Source organism: Pseudomonas sp. NFACC42-2 (assembly GCF_900116055.1).
Classification (GTDB): Bacteria; Pseudomonadota; Gammaproteobacteria; order Pseudomonadales; family Pseudomonadaceae; genus Aquipseudomonas; species Aquipseudomonas marginalis.
Genome location: NZ_FOZO01000003.1, coordinates 313,364 through 329,132, shown reverse-complemented (window position 1 = coordinate 329,132; position 15,769 = coordinate 313,364). Strand labels below are relative to the sequence as shown.

The window sequence follows — 15,769 nt, the reverse complement described above, 5'->3', positions numbered from 1 at the left end:
TGATGAAATGCGACCCCAACCTCTATCGCGCCGCACCGCCATCACTTGCCGTGAAACCTCGTCTGATTCGCCAACTGTTCCTGCCGCCGTTGATCATCGCCCTGATGATCGGCCTGGGTTATATCGGCTTCTGGATCAGTGAGTACTACGGCATCCGCACCCTCAGCGACAACGGCGAACGCCAGCTGGAGCTGCATGCCCGCACCGTCGAAAGTGAAATCAGCAAATACACCTACCTGCCCAGCCTGCTGGAGCTGGAGTCGAGCGTCTCCAAGCTGCTGGCCGAGCCGAACCAGGAAACCCGCAAGACGGTCAACGACTACCTCGAAGGCCTGAACCGACGCAGTCGCAGTCGGGCCATCTACGTGATGGACACCACCGGCCGCGTGCTGGCCACCAGTAACTGGCGCGATGCCGACAGTTACCAGGGTGAAGACCTGTCCTTTCGCGCCTATTTCCAGAATGCCGTGCGCGGCCAGCCCGGGCGTTTCTACGGCATCGGCAGCACCAACGGCGAACCCGGCTACTACCTGGCCCATGGCCTGGAGGAACACGGCAAGATCATCGGCGTGGCGGTGGTAAAAGTGCGCCTCGAAGCCCTGGAAGAGCGCTGGCAACGCGCGCGCCTCGAAGCCTTTGTGAGCGACGAGAACGGCATCATCATTCTCTCCAGCGACCCGGCTCGACGCCTCAAGGCGGTGCGACCGCTGAGCGACGAGACCAAGGATCGCCTGGCCCACAGCCTGCAATATTACTGGGCCACGCTCAACGAACTGGAACCCCTGGCCCGTGAGCGCTTGAATGAACGCAGCGAGAAGCTGACCTTCCCGGCCAATACTGAAGTGGTCAACGACGAGCACGAAGTCAGCTACCTGGCGCAAACCCGTACACTCAATGACACACCGTGGAATTTCACCCTGCTCACCCCGCTCAACGACCTGCGCCGCGCGGCGATCAACCAGGGCATCCTGGTGGCTGTCGCGTTTGGCCTCGTCGCGTTTTTGCTGATTGCCTGGAACGAGCGGCGCAAAGTCATCGCCACCCGCCTCGCTGCGCGGGAAGCCTTGCAGGAAGCCAACAGCCAGCTGGAACGGCGGATCGCCGAACGCACCGCCGACCTGCGCGCCAGCAACGAGCGGCTCAAGGGCCAGATCCGCGAACGGCGCCAGGCCGAGGAAACCCTGCGCCGCGCCCAGGATGAACTGGTACAGGCCGGCAAGCTTGCGGCCATCGGCCAGATGTCCACCAGCATCGCCCATGAACTGAACCAGCCGTTGGCTGCGTTGCGCACCTTGTCCGGCAACACCGTGCGCTTCCTCGAACGCGGCGCGCTGGACACCGCCAGCGCCAACCTCAAGACCATCAACGAGCTGATCGACCGCATGGGCCGCATCACCGCCAGCCTGCGCTCCTTTGCCCGACGCGGCGATGACCAGGGCGAAGCCAGCCTGGCCAAGGCCGTGGACGCCGCGTTCCAGGTCCTCGGCCCACGCCTGGACAGCCTGCCGCTGAGCCTGCACCGCAACTTTGCCCCGGCCCAATTGCAGATCGACCAGACGCGCCTGGAACAGATCCTGGTCAACCTGATCGGCAACGCCCTCGACGCCATGCAGGCACAACCGGCTCCCGAGTTGTGGCTGGAAGGCAGCGCCGCCGAGGGCAAATACCGCCTGCTGGTGCGCGACAACGGCCACGGCATCGACGCCGAGGCGCGCAAGCATCTGTTCGAACCCTTCTTTACCACCAAACCCGGCGAGCAAGGCCTGGGCCTGGGCCTGACCCTCTCCGCCAGCCTCGCGGCGGCCACCGGCGGCACCCTCGCCGTGGAGCACCCGGCCGGCGGTGGCACTGCCTTTGTCCTGAGCCTGCCGCTGGTGGGCGCTCAACAAGCTGAGTCGACATGAATATTGATCCTCAAGACCTCACCGTGCTGATCGTTGAAGACGACCCCCATGTGCTGCTCGGCTGCCAACAGGCCCTGGCGCTGGAAGATATCCCCAGCGTGGGCGTGGGCAGTGCCGAAGAAGCGTTGAAACGCATCGGCGAGAACTTCGCCGGCATTGTGATCAGCGACATTCGCCTGCCGGGCATCGACGGCCTGGAACTGCTCACCCGTCTCAAGGCCCTGGATAAAAGCCTGCCGGTGGTGCTGATCACCGGGCATGGCGACATCTCCATGGCCGTCGGCGCCATGCGCAATGGCGCCTACGACTTCATGGAGAAACCCTTCTCCCCCGAGCGCCTGGTCGACGTCGCCCGCCGCGCCCTGGAACAACGCGGGCTGGCGCGGGAAGTCTGGTCGCTGCGCCGCCAGTTGGCTGAGCGGGATTCGCTGGAAGGCCGCATCATCGGTCGCTCGCCGGCCATGCAGAACCTGCGCGAGCTGATCGCCAACGTCGCCGACACCTCGGCCAACGTGCTGATCGAAGGCGAGACCGGTACCGGCAAGGAGCTGGTCGCGCGTTGCCTGCATGATTTCAGCCGCCGGCACGCCCACCAGTTCGTCGCCCTCAACTGCGGCGGCCTGCCGGAGAACCTGTTCGAAAGCGAGATTTTCGGCCACGAAGCCAACGCCTTTACCGGCGCAGGCAAGCGCCGTATCGGCAAGATCGAACACGCCCATGAAGGCACGCTGTTCCTCGATGAAGTGGAAAGCATGCCGATCAACCTGCAGATCAAATTGCTGCGAGTGCTGCAGGAGCGCACCCTGGAACGCCTGGGCTCGAACCAGAGCGTGGCCGTGGATTGCCGGGTGATCGCCGCCACCAAGTCCGACCTCGACGAACTGAGCCGCGCCAGCCAGTTCCGCAGCGACCTGTACTACCGCCTCAACGTGGTGACTCTGGAACTGCCGCCCCTGCGCGAGCGCCGCGAAGACATCCTGCAGCTGTTCGAACACTTCCTGCAGCAGTCGTCGCTGCGTTTTGACCGCACCGCGCCGGAACTGGACAACCAGACCCTGTCCAGCCTGATGAGCCACGACTGGCCCGGTAACGTACGCGAACTGCGCAACGTCGCCGAACGCTTCGCCCTCGGCCTGCCCGCTTTCAAGAAAAGTGGTGCCAGCAGCGGCAGCCAAGGCCTGGCGTTCACCGAAGCGGTGGAAGCCTTTGAACGCAACCTGCTCAGCGATGCCCTGCAACGCAGCGGCGGCAACCTGACCCAGGCCAGCCAGGAACTGGGCATGGCCAAGACCACCTTGTTCGACAAGGTCAAGAAATACGGGTTGAGCCACTGATGGATCTTTTTTTGAAAGCCGCCCTGGGTGCGGCGGTGGTGCTGATCCTGGCGGCGCTGGCCAAGACCAAAAACTACTACATCGCCGGGCTGGTGCCGCTGTTTCCGACCTTTGCGTTGATCGCCCACTACATCGTCGGCAAGGGCCGCGCGCTGGACGATTTGAAGACCACGATCCTGTTCGGGATGTGGTCGATCATTCCCTACTTCGTGTATTTGGCGACGTTGTATGTGATGGTAGATCGGATGCGGCTGGAGGCCTCTTTAGCCGTAGCAGCGGTAGCGTGGCTGATGGCCGCGACGATCCTGGTGAGTATCTGGGTACGCATCCATGCCTGACCCGACTCGGTCAAACAATGTGGGAGGGGACTTGCCCCCTCCCACACTTTTAATCGAGGCGTGTCAGCGGACTATTTTGTCGACCTGGATGCCCAGCTTCTTCAACCGATACCAGAAGCTTCTCTCGGAAATCCCGATCTTCGCCGCCGCCGCAGCCTGCACGCCGTTGCTCTCCTGCAAGGCGGCCAGGATGTAGGCCTTCTCCACCTCCGCCAGCGCCGCATCCAGGTCCTGGGGAATCCCCGGCCCGTCGCTGAGGATCGCGGCCACGTCGCCTTCGCTGGGTTTGGAAGCAAACAGATAGCCCGGCAAATCAATGTCTTCGATCACGGGCGTGGCTGCCACGATGGTCGCGCGCTCCACACAGTTTTGCAGCTCACGGATATTGCCCGGCCAGTGATACGCGGCCATGGCCTGCAATGCCTCAGGGCTGAAGCCGGTAATCCGCTTGCCGGCCGTGGCGCTGAGGGTCCGGGCAAAGTGACGGGCCAGGGGCGCGATGTCTTCCACGCGTTCACGCAGGGCCGGCAGCGGGATCGGGAACACATTGAGGCGGTAATACAAGTCTTCGCGAAACTCCTTGTTGGCCACCGCCTCCAGCAGGTTCTTGTTGGTGGCGGCGATCACCCGCACATCCACCTTGCGCTCGCGGGGGTCGCCCACCGGCTCGATCACCCGCTCCTGCAAGGCGCGCAGGATCTTGGCCTGCAGTGCCAGGGGCATATCGCCCACTTCATCGAGAAACAGCGTGCCCTTGTCGGCCTGCTGGAAGCGCCCGACCCGGTCAGACACGGCGCCGGTAAACGCGCCCTTGCGATGACCGAACATTTCGCTTTCCAGCAGCCCTTCGGGGATCGCCGCGCAGTTGACCGCCACAAACGGCTTGTCGGCACGGCTGCCGTGCTTGTGGATGGCGCGGGCGACCATTTCCTTGCCGGTGCCGCTTTCGCCGGTCAGCAGGATGGTGGTACTGCTGTCGCGCACCGAATCCACCGCCTGCAGCACTTTGCGAAACGCCGGGCTGTCGCCCACCAGGCTGTCGAACTGCGCCTGCTCATCCAGCTCGGCGCGCAGGCGCGCGTTGTCGCGCATGATGTCGCGAAACTGCAGGGCCTTGGCCACGGTGATGTCCAGCTCGTCGATATCGAACGGTTTGGCAATGTAGTCGTAGGCACCGTTGCGCATCGACTGCACGGCGTTTTTCACCGTGCTGTAGGCGGTCATCACGATCACCGGCACGTGGGGATAACGCACCTTGATCTCGGCCAGCAAGGCCGGCCCGTCCATGCCCGGCATGCGCCAATCACTGATCACCAGGTCGATGTCTTCCTGTTCCAGCACCTTGAGCGCATGCAGGCCGTTGCCCGCAATGAACACCTGCACGCTGTTCTGGCCCAGGGCCGACGCCAGCAGGTCGCAGAGCTTGGGTTCGTCGTCGACTACCAGAATGTTATGCGTCATGACTGTCCTCGTCGTCTTCGCCTGTCGCTGGAATGTACAGGCTGAAGGTGGCGCCGGCATCGTTTTCGCTGGCACATTCGATGCTGCCGTCGTGACTTTCCATGATCGAATAGACTTTGGCCAGGCCCAGGCCCGTGCCCGAGGCCTTGGTGGTGACGAATGGCGTAAAGATGCGCTCGATCATCTCCGGTGCGATGCCCTGGCCGGTGTCGGCGATGGCGATGACGGTGTTGTCGCCCTCGCTGCGGATGCCCAGGGTCAGGCGCCCGCCTTCAGGCATGGCATCGATGGCGTTGAGAATCAGGTTGAGGCAGGCCTGCTTGAGTTGCTTGGCATCGGCGTAGATCGTCGCCCCCGGCGCCTGGTCGTCGATCTGCGCGTCGATGTTATGGCTGGCCAGTTCCGGCGCGCAGAAGCCCAGGATCTCCTCCACCAGCGGACGGGCCGGCTGCAGCACGCGCAACGGTGGGTTGGGTTTGGCAAAGTCGAGGAACTCGGTGATCAAGTCATTGATGCGGCTGACTTCGCTGATCACATATTCCAGGTGACGCTTGTCGGCGTCCGGCAAGTCTGCGCGGCGGTGCAACAACTGGGTGGCCGTCTTGATGATGCCCAACGGGTTACGGATCTCATGGGCCAGGCCCATGGCGACTTCGCCCAGGGCATGCAGGCGATCACGCCGGCGCAGTTGGGCTTCGAGGTGGTGCAGCTCGCCCAGGCGCTCGGTCATATGGTTGAAGGTGCTGCTCAATTGCGCCAGTTCGTCGCCGCCACTGACCAGCACGCGGTGCGTGTAGTTGCCTGAGATCACCGCACCCACACCTTCGGACAAGTCCCGCAACGGCTTGGTCAGGCGCCGTGACACCAGCACCCCCGCCGCCAGGGACAGCGCCGAGCTGAGCAGGAAAATCAGCACGAACAGATTGCTCTGGTTCACCAGCCCCACCAGGCTGGTATGGCGCAGCAGGCCGCTGAAAATCACGCCTTGAAGGTCACCGGCGTCGTTGAAAATCGGCCAGTACAACCCGCTGTAGCTGTTGGTGAACTGCTCGCTGGGCTGCTTGGTACTGCGCATCGCGGTCTCGACACTTTTCGGAATGCGCGAAGGGTGATCCACGAAGCGCTGGGTCGAAAATATCTCCGAGAACCCCTCGGGGTTGGCCAGGTACAGGCGCAGGTCGAGAGAATGCACATCGGCCACGCTGGTGAGAAAGCTGCTGTCCAGGTAGGTCGCCACCAACAGGCGGTAGTCGACGCCGTCCTGGCTGGTTTCGAAGGTCGAGACCACAATCCCGGTACTCACCCCCGCCACTTGCACGGTCTGCAGCACCGCGTTGCTGGTCAGGCTGATCTGTTTGACGATGTCATCGGAGGCCGTGCTGAACACCACTTTTTGATCGCTGGTGCGGATCAGCGCCACCACGTCGATGTCGGTGGCATCGGCGATGTCCGCGGTCAGCCGGTCATGCTTGGCCGCCTGCCGGCTCGAGGGCGGGCTGGTGTAGCGCAGGAACAGCTTAGCCATGCGCGCGTTGTCGTGAAGGATGTCGCCGATCTCGTCCTTGACGATCTTGGTCGATTCCTGCAGCCAGATGCGCACGTTGCTGTCAAAAATCTGCGACAGCGTGGTCGCCGCCAGCTCCGCCGCGATCATGGTGGGAATCACGCTGACCAGCCAGAACGCCAGCACCAGCTTGCGCTGGACGCTCCAGCGCGAAATGGCAAAGGGGCGGGCTTTCTGGCGGGTCTTGGTGATCATCAGGTTTCGCTTATCGCAGCAGCCATGGCAGGGTCGGAACGATCCGGTCGAATAAACAGTTTTACAAGCGTGAGCAGGCCGTTGACCAGCCGGTTGCGGTGGCGAAAAAACACACTGTTGCCCTGGAACTCGCAACCCAGGCGCAGCTTACTGGCATAGCCGGCCTGGCCGCACTCATACACCGCAATATTGTGTTGAATACAGTAGTCGACGTTGGTCAGCCAACTGCGGAAGTACAGGTTGTAGTCACGGGTGAACGCAACGTCATGGGCGAAAAACTTGTCCACCAGCCGGTGCTCGTCCAGCAGCAGCAGGTTGAACGCCACCAACTGCTCGTCGACCCAGTAAAGAACACAGACGGCGCGATCGCCAAGACGTTCCAGCACGCCGGTGAAATAGCCGGCAGGCAGGCGTTCGAACTGCAACTCGGCGCGCGTCAGCGTGGCTTCATACAGGCCCATGATCTCGGGCAGCACGTCGTCGATATTACTGCGCCACTCCACCCGTGGTCCCGGCGCACGCAGCTTGCGGCGCAAGTCCTTGCGGGTGGATTTGCCCAGCGAAACGAGGTAGGCGTCCACCGAGCCGTACGGCAGCGGCAACACACCGGTGGGCAAGCCCGGCATGCGTTGAAAACCCGCCACCCGGCAACTGTCGAGCCAATGGGGATCCTGGCTGGGTGCATCCTTGACCGCCAGCAGGCCGATACCGAAATCATCGGCATCCTGGCGCGCGGCCTCCAGCAAGTGTTTGAGCAACAACGGGCGACGCGACTCGGGCACGCCACTGGCCACCCCGGCGTCGCAACGCTCGGCCACCGGGGAGCCAATGGCATACAGGCCCAATTGCAAAACACCCGGCCACAGCCGCTCCACACGTTCGGCCAAACGCTTGCCAGCGCCCGACACCGTGGTGTCGAGGCGATAATGGGTGATGAACGCGGCGGCCACGGCCACCAGCGTTCCGTTGTCATAAACCGCCAGGTAGCGCCATTGGAAGTCATCGATGGCGGCATTTTCCACGGCGACGTAATAGTCCCAGTCTTCCAGGGCACCGGGAAAACAGTCGTTCCAGGCGCTACGCTGGAGGGCCCGGATGGTCGGGAAGGCTTGGGTGGTGATCACATCGTTTCCCTTGTTATGGCTGGCGAGCTTGCTGTGGTGAGCGGCTCATTGTGGTGAGCTGGCTTGCTGTGGTGAGCGGGCTTGCCCCGCGCTGGGCTGCGAAGCAGCCCCAAACCCAGGCACCTCAGTTCTAACTGGACGCATGCAGTGTCAGTGATGGGGCGGCTTCGCCGCCCGGCGCGGGGCAAGCCCGCTCACCACCCAGTAAGCCGGCGTCCACAAACGCGGTGTGCTGCTCGACAAAGCCGGCACTCAACTCGATCACCCGGCGGTATTGCAGGTCGACGGTGATCATGTGGTAGCAGTTGTCCAGCAGGATCTTGGTCACCGGGCCGCCCAGGTGACGCTCCACGTAATCGGCGTTCCAGCGGCTGGTGATGTCGTCCTCGAGGGAGTGCAGCACCAGGGCCGGCACCTTGACCTTGGGCATGCGTTTCCTGACCACGGCGTTCATGCGGTGCAATTCGCGCACCGTGATGCCTTCCATGGTCAGCAAACCTGCTTCGCTGCTCTGCCCTTCCTTCATCTGCCGCTCGACGATTGCCCGCAGGCGTTCGTTCTTGATGCCGTAGGGCGGCTTCTCTTCGAAGCGGCATATATGCACGCCGAACGGAATTTTCATCAGCAACGGCGTGAGGAATGCCAGCTTGTTGATGCTCCAGCCGTCGTACTTGAGGGTGGTGGAATACATCAACAGCCCGGCAACTTGCCCAGGGTGCTCGGCGGCCACGTACATCGACATCACCGCGCCCATGGACAAGCCACCGACAAACACCTGCTCGTGGCGTTGCCTGACCTGCACGAAGGTCTTGCGCACGCCCTCGTACCAGTCCAGCCAGCCGGTGGCCTGCAGGTCGCTGTTGTCACCGCAGTGCCCGGCCAGGGTGGGCACGTACACCGTGCAGTTACCCGCCTTGGCCAGGCCCTTGGCGACCTGGCGCAATTCCGTCGGAGTGCCGGTCAGGCCGTGGATCAACAGGATCCCGACCGGACCTTCACCGAGAACGAAACCGGCGCTGCCTTCACCGAGGTCGATCCCGGCGGCGCTCACCGTTGGGTCGCCCGTACCAGCAGTTGCTCGAGCAGCTTCAGGCCCAGTTCGATTTCCGGGTAGCTGATTTCCAGGGACGGTGCCAGGGTGATCACGTTTTTGTAGTAGCCGCCCACGTCGAGGATCAGGCCGAGTTTGCGGCCATCGACGACCATGTCGCCTTTCATGCCTTCTTCGACCATGTAGTCCAGGGTCGCCTTGTCCGGCGTGAAGCCGTCCGGGCCGCAGATTTCGCAGCGCAGGGCCAGGCCCAGGCCATCGACGTCGCCGATGATCGGGAAACGTTTCTGCAGGTCCTGCAGGCCTTCAAGGAAAAATTTGCCCTTGGCCATGACCATTGCGCCGTAGTCGACTTCGTTGGTCATCTTGAACATTTCCAGGCCCACCGCCGTGCCCAATGGGTTGGAGGCGAACGTGGAGTGGGTCGAACCTGGCGGGAAGATCTTCGGGTTGATCAACTCTTCACGGGCCCAGATGCCGCCCAGTGGGTTGAGGCCGTTGGTCAGCGCCTTGCCGAAGACGATCACGTCCGGCTGGACGTCGAAGTGCTCGATGGACCAGAGTTTGCCGGTGCGGTAGAAGCCCATCTGGATTTCGTCGGACACCATCAGGATGCCGTGCTGGTCCAGTACCTGCTTGAGTTCGCGATAGAAGTTCATCGGCGGGATCACGTAGCCGCCGGTGCCCTGGATCGGCTCGACGTAGAACGCAGCGTATTCACTCTGGCCGACTTTCGGGTCCCACACGCCGTTGTATTCGGTCTCGAACAGGCGCGCGAATTGCTGCACGCAGTGGCTGCCGTACTCTTCCTTGGTCATGCCCTTGGGACCGCGGAAGTGGTACGGGAACGGGATGAACTGCGCACGCTCGCCGAAGTGGCCGTAGCGGCGACGGTAGCGGTAGCTAGAGGTGATCGACGACGCGCCGAGGGTCCGGCCGTGATAGCCGCCTTCGAAGGCGAACATCAGGCTTTTGCCGTTGGTGGCGTTACGCACCACCTTCAGGGAGTCTTCGATCGACTGCGAACCGCCGACGTTGAAGTGCACGCGACCGTCGAGGCCGAATTTCTTCTTGGCGTCCACCGCGATCATTTCCGACAGCTCGATCTTGCCTTTGTGCAGGTACTGGCTGGCGATTTGCGGCAGGGTGTCGATCTGCTGTTTCAGCGCATTGTTCAGGCGCGGGTTGGCGTAGCCGAAGTTGACGGCCGAGTACCACATTTGCAGGTCGAGGTAGGCCTGGTCCTCGGTGTCCCACACATAGGAGCCTTCGCAACGGCTGAAAATACGCGGTGGCTCGATGTAGTGAACGGTGTCGCCGTAGGAACAATACTTGGCTTCTTTATCCAGAAGGATCTGGTCTTCGGCGGTGGCGATGCGGATATCAGACATGGTGGAAGAGTTCCTGATTGTCAGAAGAGGTATTGAAGGTGGTGGCGTTGGCGGCGATGCCCTGAGGCAGGCGGGCCAGCAACGCAGGCACTTCGGCGAAGGTGTCGAAGCGCGCGTGAGGGATGTTGTTGGCCGCGCAGTACTGGGCGAGGCTGCCTTTGGCGAACACGAAGTCGGCGGTGGAGGCCACGCACATGTCCGACTTGCCGTCGCCGATCACCAGCACGCGCTTGTTGCGCGGGGTGGATTTGCACTTGCAGTTGCCGGACGCGGCGCGGCAGGCATCGCTGGCATACGGGAAGTCGATGCGCCAGCTGTTCTGGTCGACCTGGCGCAGGCGGTTGGCAAGGATCGGCAGCAAGGTCACGTAGTTGCGCGACAGGATCCGCGCGATACCTTGCTCGATGCCGTCGCTGACCACTTCGAGGGAAGCGCCCAGGCCAAGCACGTGATCGACGAAGTCGGGGAAATCCGGGTCGATCTCGACACTGTCGAAATACGCCAGCAGTTCACTTGGGGTGGCCTTGATCAGCGCCAGTTGACGGCTCAGGCATTCGCGGGAACCGATATGCCCATCCAGCCATTCCTGTTCGATGGTTTCCCACTCGGGGCCGGCGAAGCGTTGGAGGACGTTGTCGATGACATCGGTGGGGGTAATGGTCCCGTCGAAGTCACACACGATATGCCAGTGGATCATCTGCGTTTACCTTGAGGAGCGCGCTGTGTGCGCTTGCCCAAGGGGTAGAGCAGGGAGTGTGCCAACTGGCTGAAGCCCAGCCGGGCTGGGTGCACGCGGGGACAGGAGTCACGGCAGCTACAATTTTTGTAGCTTGCTACAAACAAGATGAGTGCTTGCGCAAGGGATGCCCTTCGCGCGTTCATGCGCGCATGCCCAGATAAGGAAACCGCTCCATGCTCAAACTCACTGCTGCTGCATTCGCCGGTTTACTCGGGCTGTGGGGCATTGCCGACACCGCCCTGGCAGCCCCGATCACCGGTGAAGTCGGCGCGGGCCTCAGTTATCAACCCCATGATCCGACCGGCAGCCGCTACGAAACCCGCCCCGTGCCCTACCTGGACCTGGACTGGGGCCCTGTCAGCCTGAGCACCGATGACGGCCTGACCTGGAGCGCCCTGAACAGCAACGGTTTTACCGCCGGCCCCTATATCAACTACCTGCAGGGGCGTACCTCCAACGGCGAGCTGCAAGGCCTGCGCAATGTGTCGGACATGGCGGAAGTGGGCGGTTTCATCCAATACGCGCCGGCCGACTTCTGGCGCGTGTACGCCCGGATGGGCCAGGCCGTGGGCGGCGGGCATTCGCAGAGCGGCGCGCTGGGCAAGGTCGGCGGCGAGCTGGGCTATCCACTCGGTGGCGGGATTATCGGCAGCAGCGGCCTGGCGGCGAATTTCGCCGATGCGCGCCAGACTCAAACCTATTTCGGGGTAGACGCCAATGAATCCGTGGCCTCCGGCATTCGCCCCTACAACGCCAGCGGCGGATTCCAGAACCTCACGCTGACCCAGAGCTTCGAATTCCCCCTGGCCTCCCACTGGTCGCTGCTGACCAGCGCCAGCTGGATCCACCTGGTGGGCTCGGCGGCCAACAGCAGCATCGTCAAGGAGACGGGCGACGTGAACCAGGGCCAGGTGCAGACGGCGATCAGCTACACGTTCGATTGATCACTTCGGACAATATGTGGGAGCAAGCCCCCTCCCACATGGGTCCGTGTTTCAGTTTTCCTCGCCCTCGGCCAGCAGCGCGATTCCGCCGATAATCACCGCCACCCCCACCCAATGCAGCGGGCTGATATGTTCCCCCAGCCCCAGCCACGAACCGAGCAACACCACCACAAACACCAGTGAACTCAGGGGAAACGCCAGGGACAGGCTGCTGCGCCGCAGGATCAGCATCCACACGAAAAACGCGCCGATGTAACTGGCGATCGCCGCCAGGATCCCCGGGTTGCGTGCCACCTCGGACAACCACTGCCAGTTGAAATCCATCTGCCCCAGCTGGTCCCCTGCAACTTTGGTAAACAGCTGCCCGGCACTCTCGGTGCAGATCAGCAAGGCCCATAGCACCACAGTGCCGAGGCGCCCATGCAACCAACCGGTATGCATCGTTTGCGTACTCATGCCTGACTCCCAGCAATCGCTACCAGCATCACACCCAAGGTAATCACCAGCGTGCCCAGCCAACGACGGCGGCTGACGGTTTCGCCGAGTATCACCTTGCCGGCCAGCACCACCCCGCAATAAGCCAGGGCCGCCGCCGGGAATAACAGGCTCAACGGCGCACGAGACAGCGCTTCGAGCCACACGAAAAACTCGATTACATAGGCACCGATCCCCGCCCACAGCAACGGCGCATTGAACACCTGGCCCCAGAACGCCTTCAGGCGAAAGCCGCCCTCCAGCTCCGGCAAGCGGTCCAGGCCGAGCTTGAAACACAGTTGACCGATCACATCGAGCACGATGGAAAAGGCCACCAGCAACACCACAGTCAAGGTCACGGGAACAGCTCCTCAAACAGGTCGATCAGGGCTTCATTGGTGGCGGCGTTGCGCTGCAGATCCTCCGGGCTCCAGCGCTCCGCGGGCGGCTGGTCGGACTTGGCTTCCCAACGCTTGAACGCGTTGCTGAACGCCGGCGTGGCGAACTCGCCGCACACGTCGATGCCGATGATGCGCTTACGCGCCGCCAACGCCCGCAGGGCTTGCAGCAGGTGGGTCAGGCGCATGCCGCCCTGGTCCCAGTTGGTGGCGGCGTCTTCACTGGCGAGCACGTCTTTGTCGATGGTGATCCAGATCGCTTCGGTGGGCAGGCTGCCGATCATCTGCTCGAGAAACGCAGCCCAGTCCAGCTCCGCCAGGTTGCGCCAGTGCAGGTGGTTTTCCTGCTGCTGGTGGCCGGCGCCATCGCCGACCCGGCCCCAGACTTTTGACGGCGGGTGCTGCCAGGGGAACAGTTGCAGGCGCCCGCGCTTGAGGGCTCCGAGGTTGCCGCCACGCAGTTGCGGGTTATGCAGGTCATCGCTGCATGGGCCGAGGGTGACGATGCGTTTGATCGCCGGCATGTTCAATGCGCGGTTGACCCACGAGCCACAGTGACGCTTGGGCGCAAAGCGCACCCAGTCTGGGTGGTTGTCGAAGTGGATCAGGCTGATGGGTTCTTTCAGGTCGGCCAGAAACGCCGGCGTCAGGTGGTGATAATCGCCGGAGCCGACGAACAGGATCTCCGGGCGCGCGTCCGTGGGCCGAGGCCGCCGGGCCAGGCGTTCGGCGAAGCGCTTCCAGGTTTTTTCGGTGGACCACAGGCGCAGCTTCGGGCCCAGGTCCAGCAGGTCGATACGCGTGGCACGGCCATTGGCCAGACGCCGGGCAATCGGTGCCTGACCGGTGAGGCTGTGGTCGAGGTCGAGAATGTTCAAGGTCATGTTTCCCCTATGGCTTTAGGGGGGCGATGCAAGGGGCGGGCCAGCGCTTACCTCAAGGACAGTGAGAAACAAATGTGGGAGGGGGCAAGCCCCCTCCCACATTTGGATCAGTGTCCGATTTTAGTTTTTAGCTTCGCTGATGATCTGGCGAATCGCGCCCACAAAGGCTTCCGCCGGCTGGCCACCGCTGACGGCGTACTGGTCGTTGAACACGATGGTCGGCACCGACGTCACCCCACGGGATATCCACAACTGCTCTTGCTCGCGGACTTCGGCGGCGTATTCATCGCTGGCGAGAATCTCGGCGGCGCGCTGGATATCCAGGCCGACGCTTTCGGCGATGATCGCCAGGGTGGCGTGATCGGAAGGGTCCTGGCCATCGCTGAAGTAGGCCTTGAACAACGCCTCCTTGAGGTTGTACTGCAAGCCCTCGAGCCCGGCCCAATGCAGCAGGCGGTGTGCGTCGAAGGTGTTGTAGATACGGCTCTGGCCGTCGGTGCGGAAGGCAAAGCCCAGCTCGGCGCCCATGTCGCGGATACGCGCACGATTGGCCTGGGATTCTTCGGCGCTGGAGCCGTATTTCTCGGTGATATGTTCGACGATATTTTGCCCTTCGGCGGGCATGTTCGGGTTCAGTTCGAACGGCTGGAAATGGATCTCGGCCTGCACCTCGGTGCCAAGCTGGTCGAGGGCTTCGGTCAGGCCGCGCAGGCCGATGATGCACCAGGGGCAGGACACGTCGCTGACGAAATCGATTTTCAGGGGAGTACTCATGACAGGCAACCTCGCAGGCTTCAATACGCCGTAAAGGGTGCACGATACACCAATGTCACAGCAGCTTCGAAGGCCCGACCGGATCGATCTGCGCCCAATGGGCGGCATCTTCACGATGCGCCTGCAGGTACGGCAGCACCGCCGTCAGCAGCGGCGCCTTGAACGCTTCCTGGAAACGATGGGCCATGCCGGGAATCAACTTCAACTGGCTGCCCTGGATATGCGCCGCCAGGTGCACGCCGTGCATCACCGGCAGCAAAGGGTCGGCGGTGCCGTGGACCACCAGTGTCGGCACGCGCAGCTGGTTGAGCAGCGGCACACGGCTGGGTTCGGCGAGGATCGCCATGATCTGGCGCTTCACGCCGTCCGGGTTGAAGGCGCGGTCATAGGACAGCGCCGCCTGGTGCAGCAACACCTGGCGATCGTCCTTCACCGTCGGGCTGCCCAGCGCCGCGAGCAAATCGGCCTGCTGCTCCAGCGCCACTTCACGATTCGGCGCACTGCGTCGCGACAACAACTGCACCAGCGCCGCATTCGGGGCCGGCAAGCCTTCGGCGCCGGAGCTGGTCATGACCAGGGTCAGGCTTTCCACGCGCTGGGGCGCCATCGCCGCCAGGTGCTGGGCGATCATACCGCCCATGCTTGCGCCCAGTACATGGAACTGCTGGATCTGCAAGGCGTCCATCAGGCCCAGGGCGTCATCGGCCATGTCCGTCAGCGTGTAAGGCGCCGATACCGGCAGGCCGAGCTTGTAGCGCAGCACTTCAAAGGTCAGGTTGGCGTTCGCCGGCGCCTGGCGCCAGGTGGAGAGGCCGACATCGCGGTTGTCGTAGCGGATCACCCGGAAACCCTGCTGGCACAGGGCAACGACGACTTCGTCGGGCCAGTGGATCAGTTGCCCGCCCAAGCCCATCACCAGCAGCAAGGCCGGGTCGGACGCACGGCCGATACTCTGGTAGGCGATGCTCACCTGGGCCAGGTCGACCGTTTGGGTCGGGACATTGACATCACATCGAGACGCCGCAAAAGACGGCAGGCCGAACAGTAGAGCGGCCAGTAAAAGCAACACGCGCATGAAAAACACCGAAACGCAGAACCCCAGTAGAGCGCGAGTCTGATGAAGTTTGTTCAAGGGCGCTGCCACACTTCCATGACAGTTTGATGAAGAGTGCCCGGTGGTCATGGTCGACACGG

The 15,769-nt window shown here is 62.9% G+C and carries 15 protein-coding genes; 4 read left to right on the top strand and 11 right to left on the bottom strand.

Annotated elements, in window-relative coordinates; all coding sequences use genetic code 11:
* The first annotated feature begins 2 nt into the window (after positions 1-2).
* From BM416_RS08785 to BM416_RS08775, 3 genes are read left to right on the top strand one after another with little or no spacing between them, the layout of a single operon-like run.
* Positions 3-1,904, top strand: a complete 1,902-nt coding sequence (locus BM416_RS08785; protein ID WP_092487433.1) for a two-component sensor histidine kinase AauS — start codon at positions 3-5, stop codon at positions 1,902-1,904.
* The gene (locus tag BM416_RS08780; RefSeq protein ID WP_065926532.1) at positions 1,901-3,238 is read left to right on the top strand and encodes a two-component response regulator AauR; all 1,338 of its coding nucleotides are present in this window, start codon (positions 1,901-1,903) and stop codon (positions 3,236-3,238) included. The genes BM416_RS08785 and BM416_RS08780 overlap by 4 nt, the downstream gene beginning before the upstream one ends.
* Positions 3,238-3,576 carry a GlpM family protein gene (locus BM416_RS08775; RefSeq protein WP_092487430.1) on the top strand — a complete coding sequence of 113 codons (339 nt, stop codon included), beginning with the start codon at positions 3,238-3,240 and terminating at the stop codon, positions 3,574-3,576. Before BM416_RS08780 ends, BM416_RS08775 begins: the two co-directional genes overlap by 1 nt.
* Before the next feature lie 63 nt (positions 3,577-3,639).
* Here the strand turns inward: BM416_RS08775 and BM416_RS08770 are convergent, their stop codons facing one another.
* From BM416_RS08770 to BM416_RS08745, 6 genes are all read right to left on the bottom strand, one after another.
* The gene (locus BM416_RS08770; RefSeq protein ID WP_092487427.1) at positions 3,640-5,037 is read right to left on the bottom strand and encodes a sigma-54-dependent transcriptional regulator; all 1,398 of its coding nucleotides are present in this window, start codon (positions 5,035-5,037) and stop codon (positions 3,640-3,642) included.
* Positions 5,027-6,796, bottom strand: coding sequence for an ATP-binding protein (locus tag BM416_RS08765; RefSeq protein WP_092487424.1), 1,770 nt, complete (start codon positions 6,794-6,796; stop codon positions 5,027-5,029). The genes BM416_RS08770 and BM416_RS08765 overlap by 11 nt, the downstream gene beginning before the upstream one ends.
* Positions 6,796-7,920: a GNAT family N-acetyltransferase gene (locus tag BM416_RS08760; protein WP_092487421.1), complete on the bottom strand. Its 1,125-nt coding sequence runs from the start codon at positions 7,918-7,920 to the stop codon at positions 6,796-6,798. The genes BM416_RS08765 and BM416_RS08760 overlap by 1 nt, the downstream gene beginning before the upstream one ends.
* Positions 7,921-8,050: 130 nt before the next feature.
* Entirely contained in the window at positions 8,051-8,971 is a 921-nt protein-coding gene (locus BM416_RS08755) for an alpha/beta hydrolase (RefSeq protein WP_092487419.1), read from the bottom strand.
* On the bottom strand, positions 8,968-10,362 hold the full coding sequence (locus tag BM416_RS08750) for an aspartate aminotransferase family protein (protein ID WP_065938687.1): 1,395 nt from the start codon (positions 10,360-10,362) through the stop codon (positions 8,968-8,970). Before BM416_RS08750 ends, BM416_RS08755 begins: the two co-directional genes overlap by 4 nt.
* Positions 10,355-11,059 (bottom strand): MtnX-like HAD-IB family phosphatase, encoded by a 705-nt coding sequence (locus BM416_RS08745; RefSeq protein WP_027604610.1) that lies wholly within the window; start codon positions 11,057-11,059, stop codon positions 10,355-10,357. Before BM416_RS08745 ends, BM416_RS08750 begins: the two co-directional genes overlap by 8 nt.
* A gap of 215 nt (positions 11,060-11,274) precedes the next feature.
* On the opposite strand from BM416_RS08745, the gene BM416_RS08740 reads away from it, so the two are divergent.
* The gene (locus BM416_RS08740; RefSeq protein WP_092487416.1) at positions 11,275-12,045 is read left to right on the top strand and encodes a MipA/OmpV family protein; all 771 of its coding nucleotides are present in this window, start codon (positions 11,275-11,277) and stop codon (positions 12,043-12,045) included.
* A 51-nt stretch (positions 12,046-12,096) separates the two neighbouring features.
* Here the strand turns inward: BM416_RS08740 and BM416_RS08735 are convergent, their stop codons facing one another.
* The 5 genes from BM416_RS08735 to BM416_RS08715 form a co-directional block, all read right to left on the bottom strand.
* Complete coding sequence (locus BM416_RS08735; protein ID WP_065926540.1) at positions 12,097-12,501, bottom strand: DMT family transporter; 405 nt, start codon at positions 12,499-12,501, stop codon at positions 12,097-12,099.
* The gene (locus BM416_RS08730) at positions 12,498-12,878 is read right to left on the bottom strand and encodes a DMT family transporter (RefSeq protein ID WP_092487413.1); all 381 of its coding nucleotides are present in this window, start codon (positions 12,876-12,878) and stop codon (positions 12,498-12,500) included. The genes BM416_RS08735 and BM416_RS08730 overlap by 4 nt, the downstream gene beginning before the upstream one ends.
* Positions 12,875-13,795: an arginase family protein gene (locus BM416_RS08725; protein WP_092488048.1), complete on the bottom strand. Its 921-nt coding sequence runs from the start codon at positions 13,793-13,795 to the stop codon at positions 12,875-12,877. Before BM416_RS08725 ends, BM416_RS08730 begins: the two co-directional genes overlap by 4 nt.
* 126 nt (positions 13,796-13,921) lie before the next feature.
* Positions 13,922-14,575: a DsbA family oxidoreductase gene (locus BM416_RS08720; protein WP_092487410.1), complete on the bottom strand. Its 654-nt coding sequence runs from the start codon at positions 14,573-14,575 to the stop codon at positions 13,922-13,924.
* Positions 14,576-14,630: 55 nt separating this feature from the next.
* Positions 14,631-15,650, bottom strand: a complete 1,020-nt coding sequence (locus BM416_RS08715; protein WP_065938682.1) for an alpha/beta fold hydrolase — start codon at positions 15,648-15,650, stop codon at positions 14,631-14,633.
* Positions 15,651-15,769: the final 119 nt, after the last annotated feature.

Bases quoted from the DNA above. Each gene is read 5' to 3' on its own strand.
- BM416_RS08770 (WP_092487427.1), bottom strand. From the start codon at position 5,037: ATGACGCATAACATTCTGGTAGTCGACGACGAACCCAAGCTCTGCGAC.
- BM416_RS08775 (WP_092487430.1), top strand. From the start codon at position 3,238: ATGGATCTTTTTTTGAAAGCCGCCCTGGGTGCGGCGGTGGTGCTGATC.
- BM416_RS08715 (WP_065938682.1), bottom strand. From the start codon at position 15,650: ATGCGCGTGTTGCTTTTACTGGCCGCTCTACTGTTCGGCCTGCCGTCT.
- BM416_RS08785 (WP_092487433.1), top strand. From the start codon at position 3: ATGAAATGCGACCCCAACCTCTATCGCGCCGCACCGCCATCACTTGCC.
- BM416_RS08780 (WP_065926532.1), top strand. From the start codon at position 1,901: ATGAATATTGATCCTCAAGACCTCACCGTGCTGATCGTTGAAGACGAC.
- BM416_RS08750 (WP_065938687.1), bottom strand. From the start codon at position 10,362: ATGTCTGATATCCGCATCGCCACCGCCGAAGACCAGATCCTTCTGGAT.
- BM416_RS08745 (WP_027604610.1), bottom strand. From the start codon at position 11,059: ATGATCCACTGGCATATCGTGTGTGACTTCGACGGGACCATTACCCCC.
- BM416_RS08740 (WP_092487416.1), top strand. From the start codon at position 11,275: ATGCTCAAACTCACTGCTGCTGCATTCGCCGGTTTACTCGGGCTGTGG.
- BM416_RS08765 (WP_092487424.1), bottom strand. From the start codon at position 6,796: ATGATCACCAAGACCCGCCAGAAAGCCCGCCCCTTTGCCATTTCGCGC.
- BM416_RS08720 (WP_092487410.1), bottom strand. From the start codon at position 14,575: ATGAGTACTCCCCTGAAAATCGATTTCGTCAGCGACGTGTCCTGCCCC.
- BM416_RS08735 (WP_065926540.1), bottom strand. From the start codon at position 12,501: ATGAGTACGCAAACGATGCATACCGGTTGGTTGCATGGGCGCCTCGGC.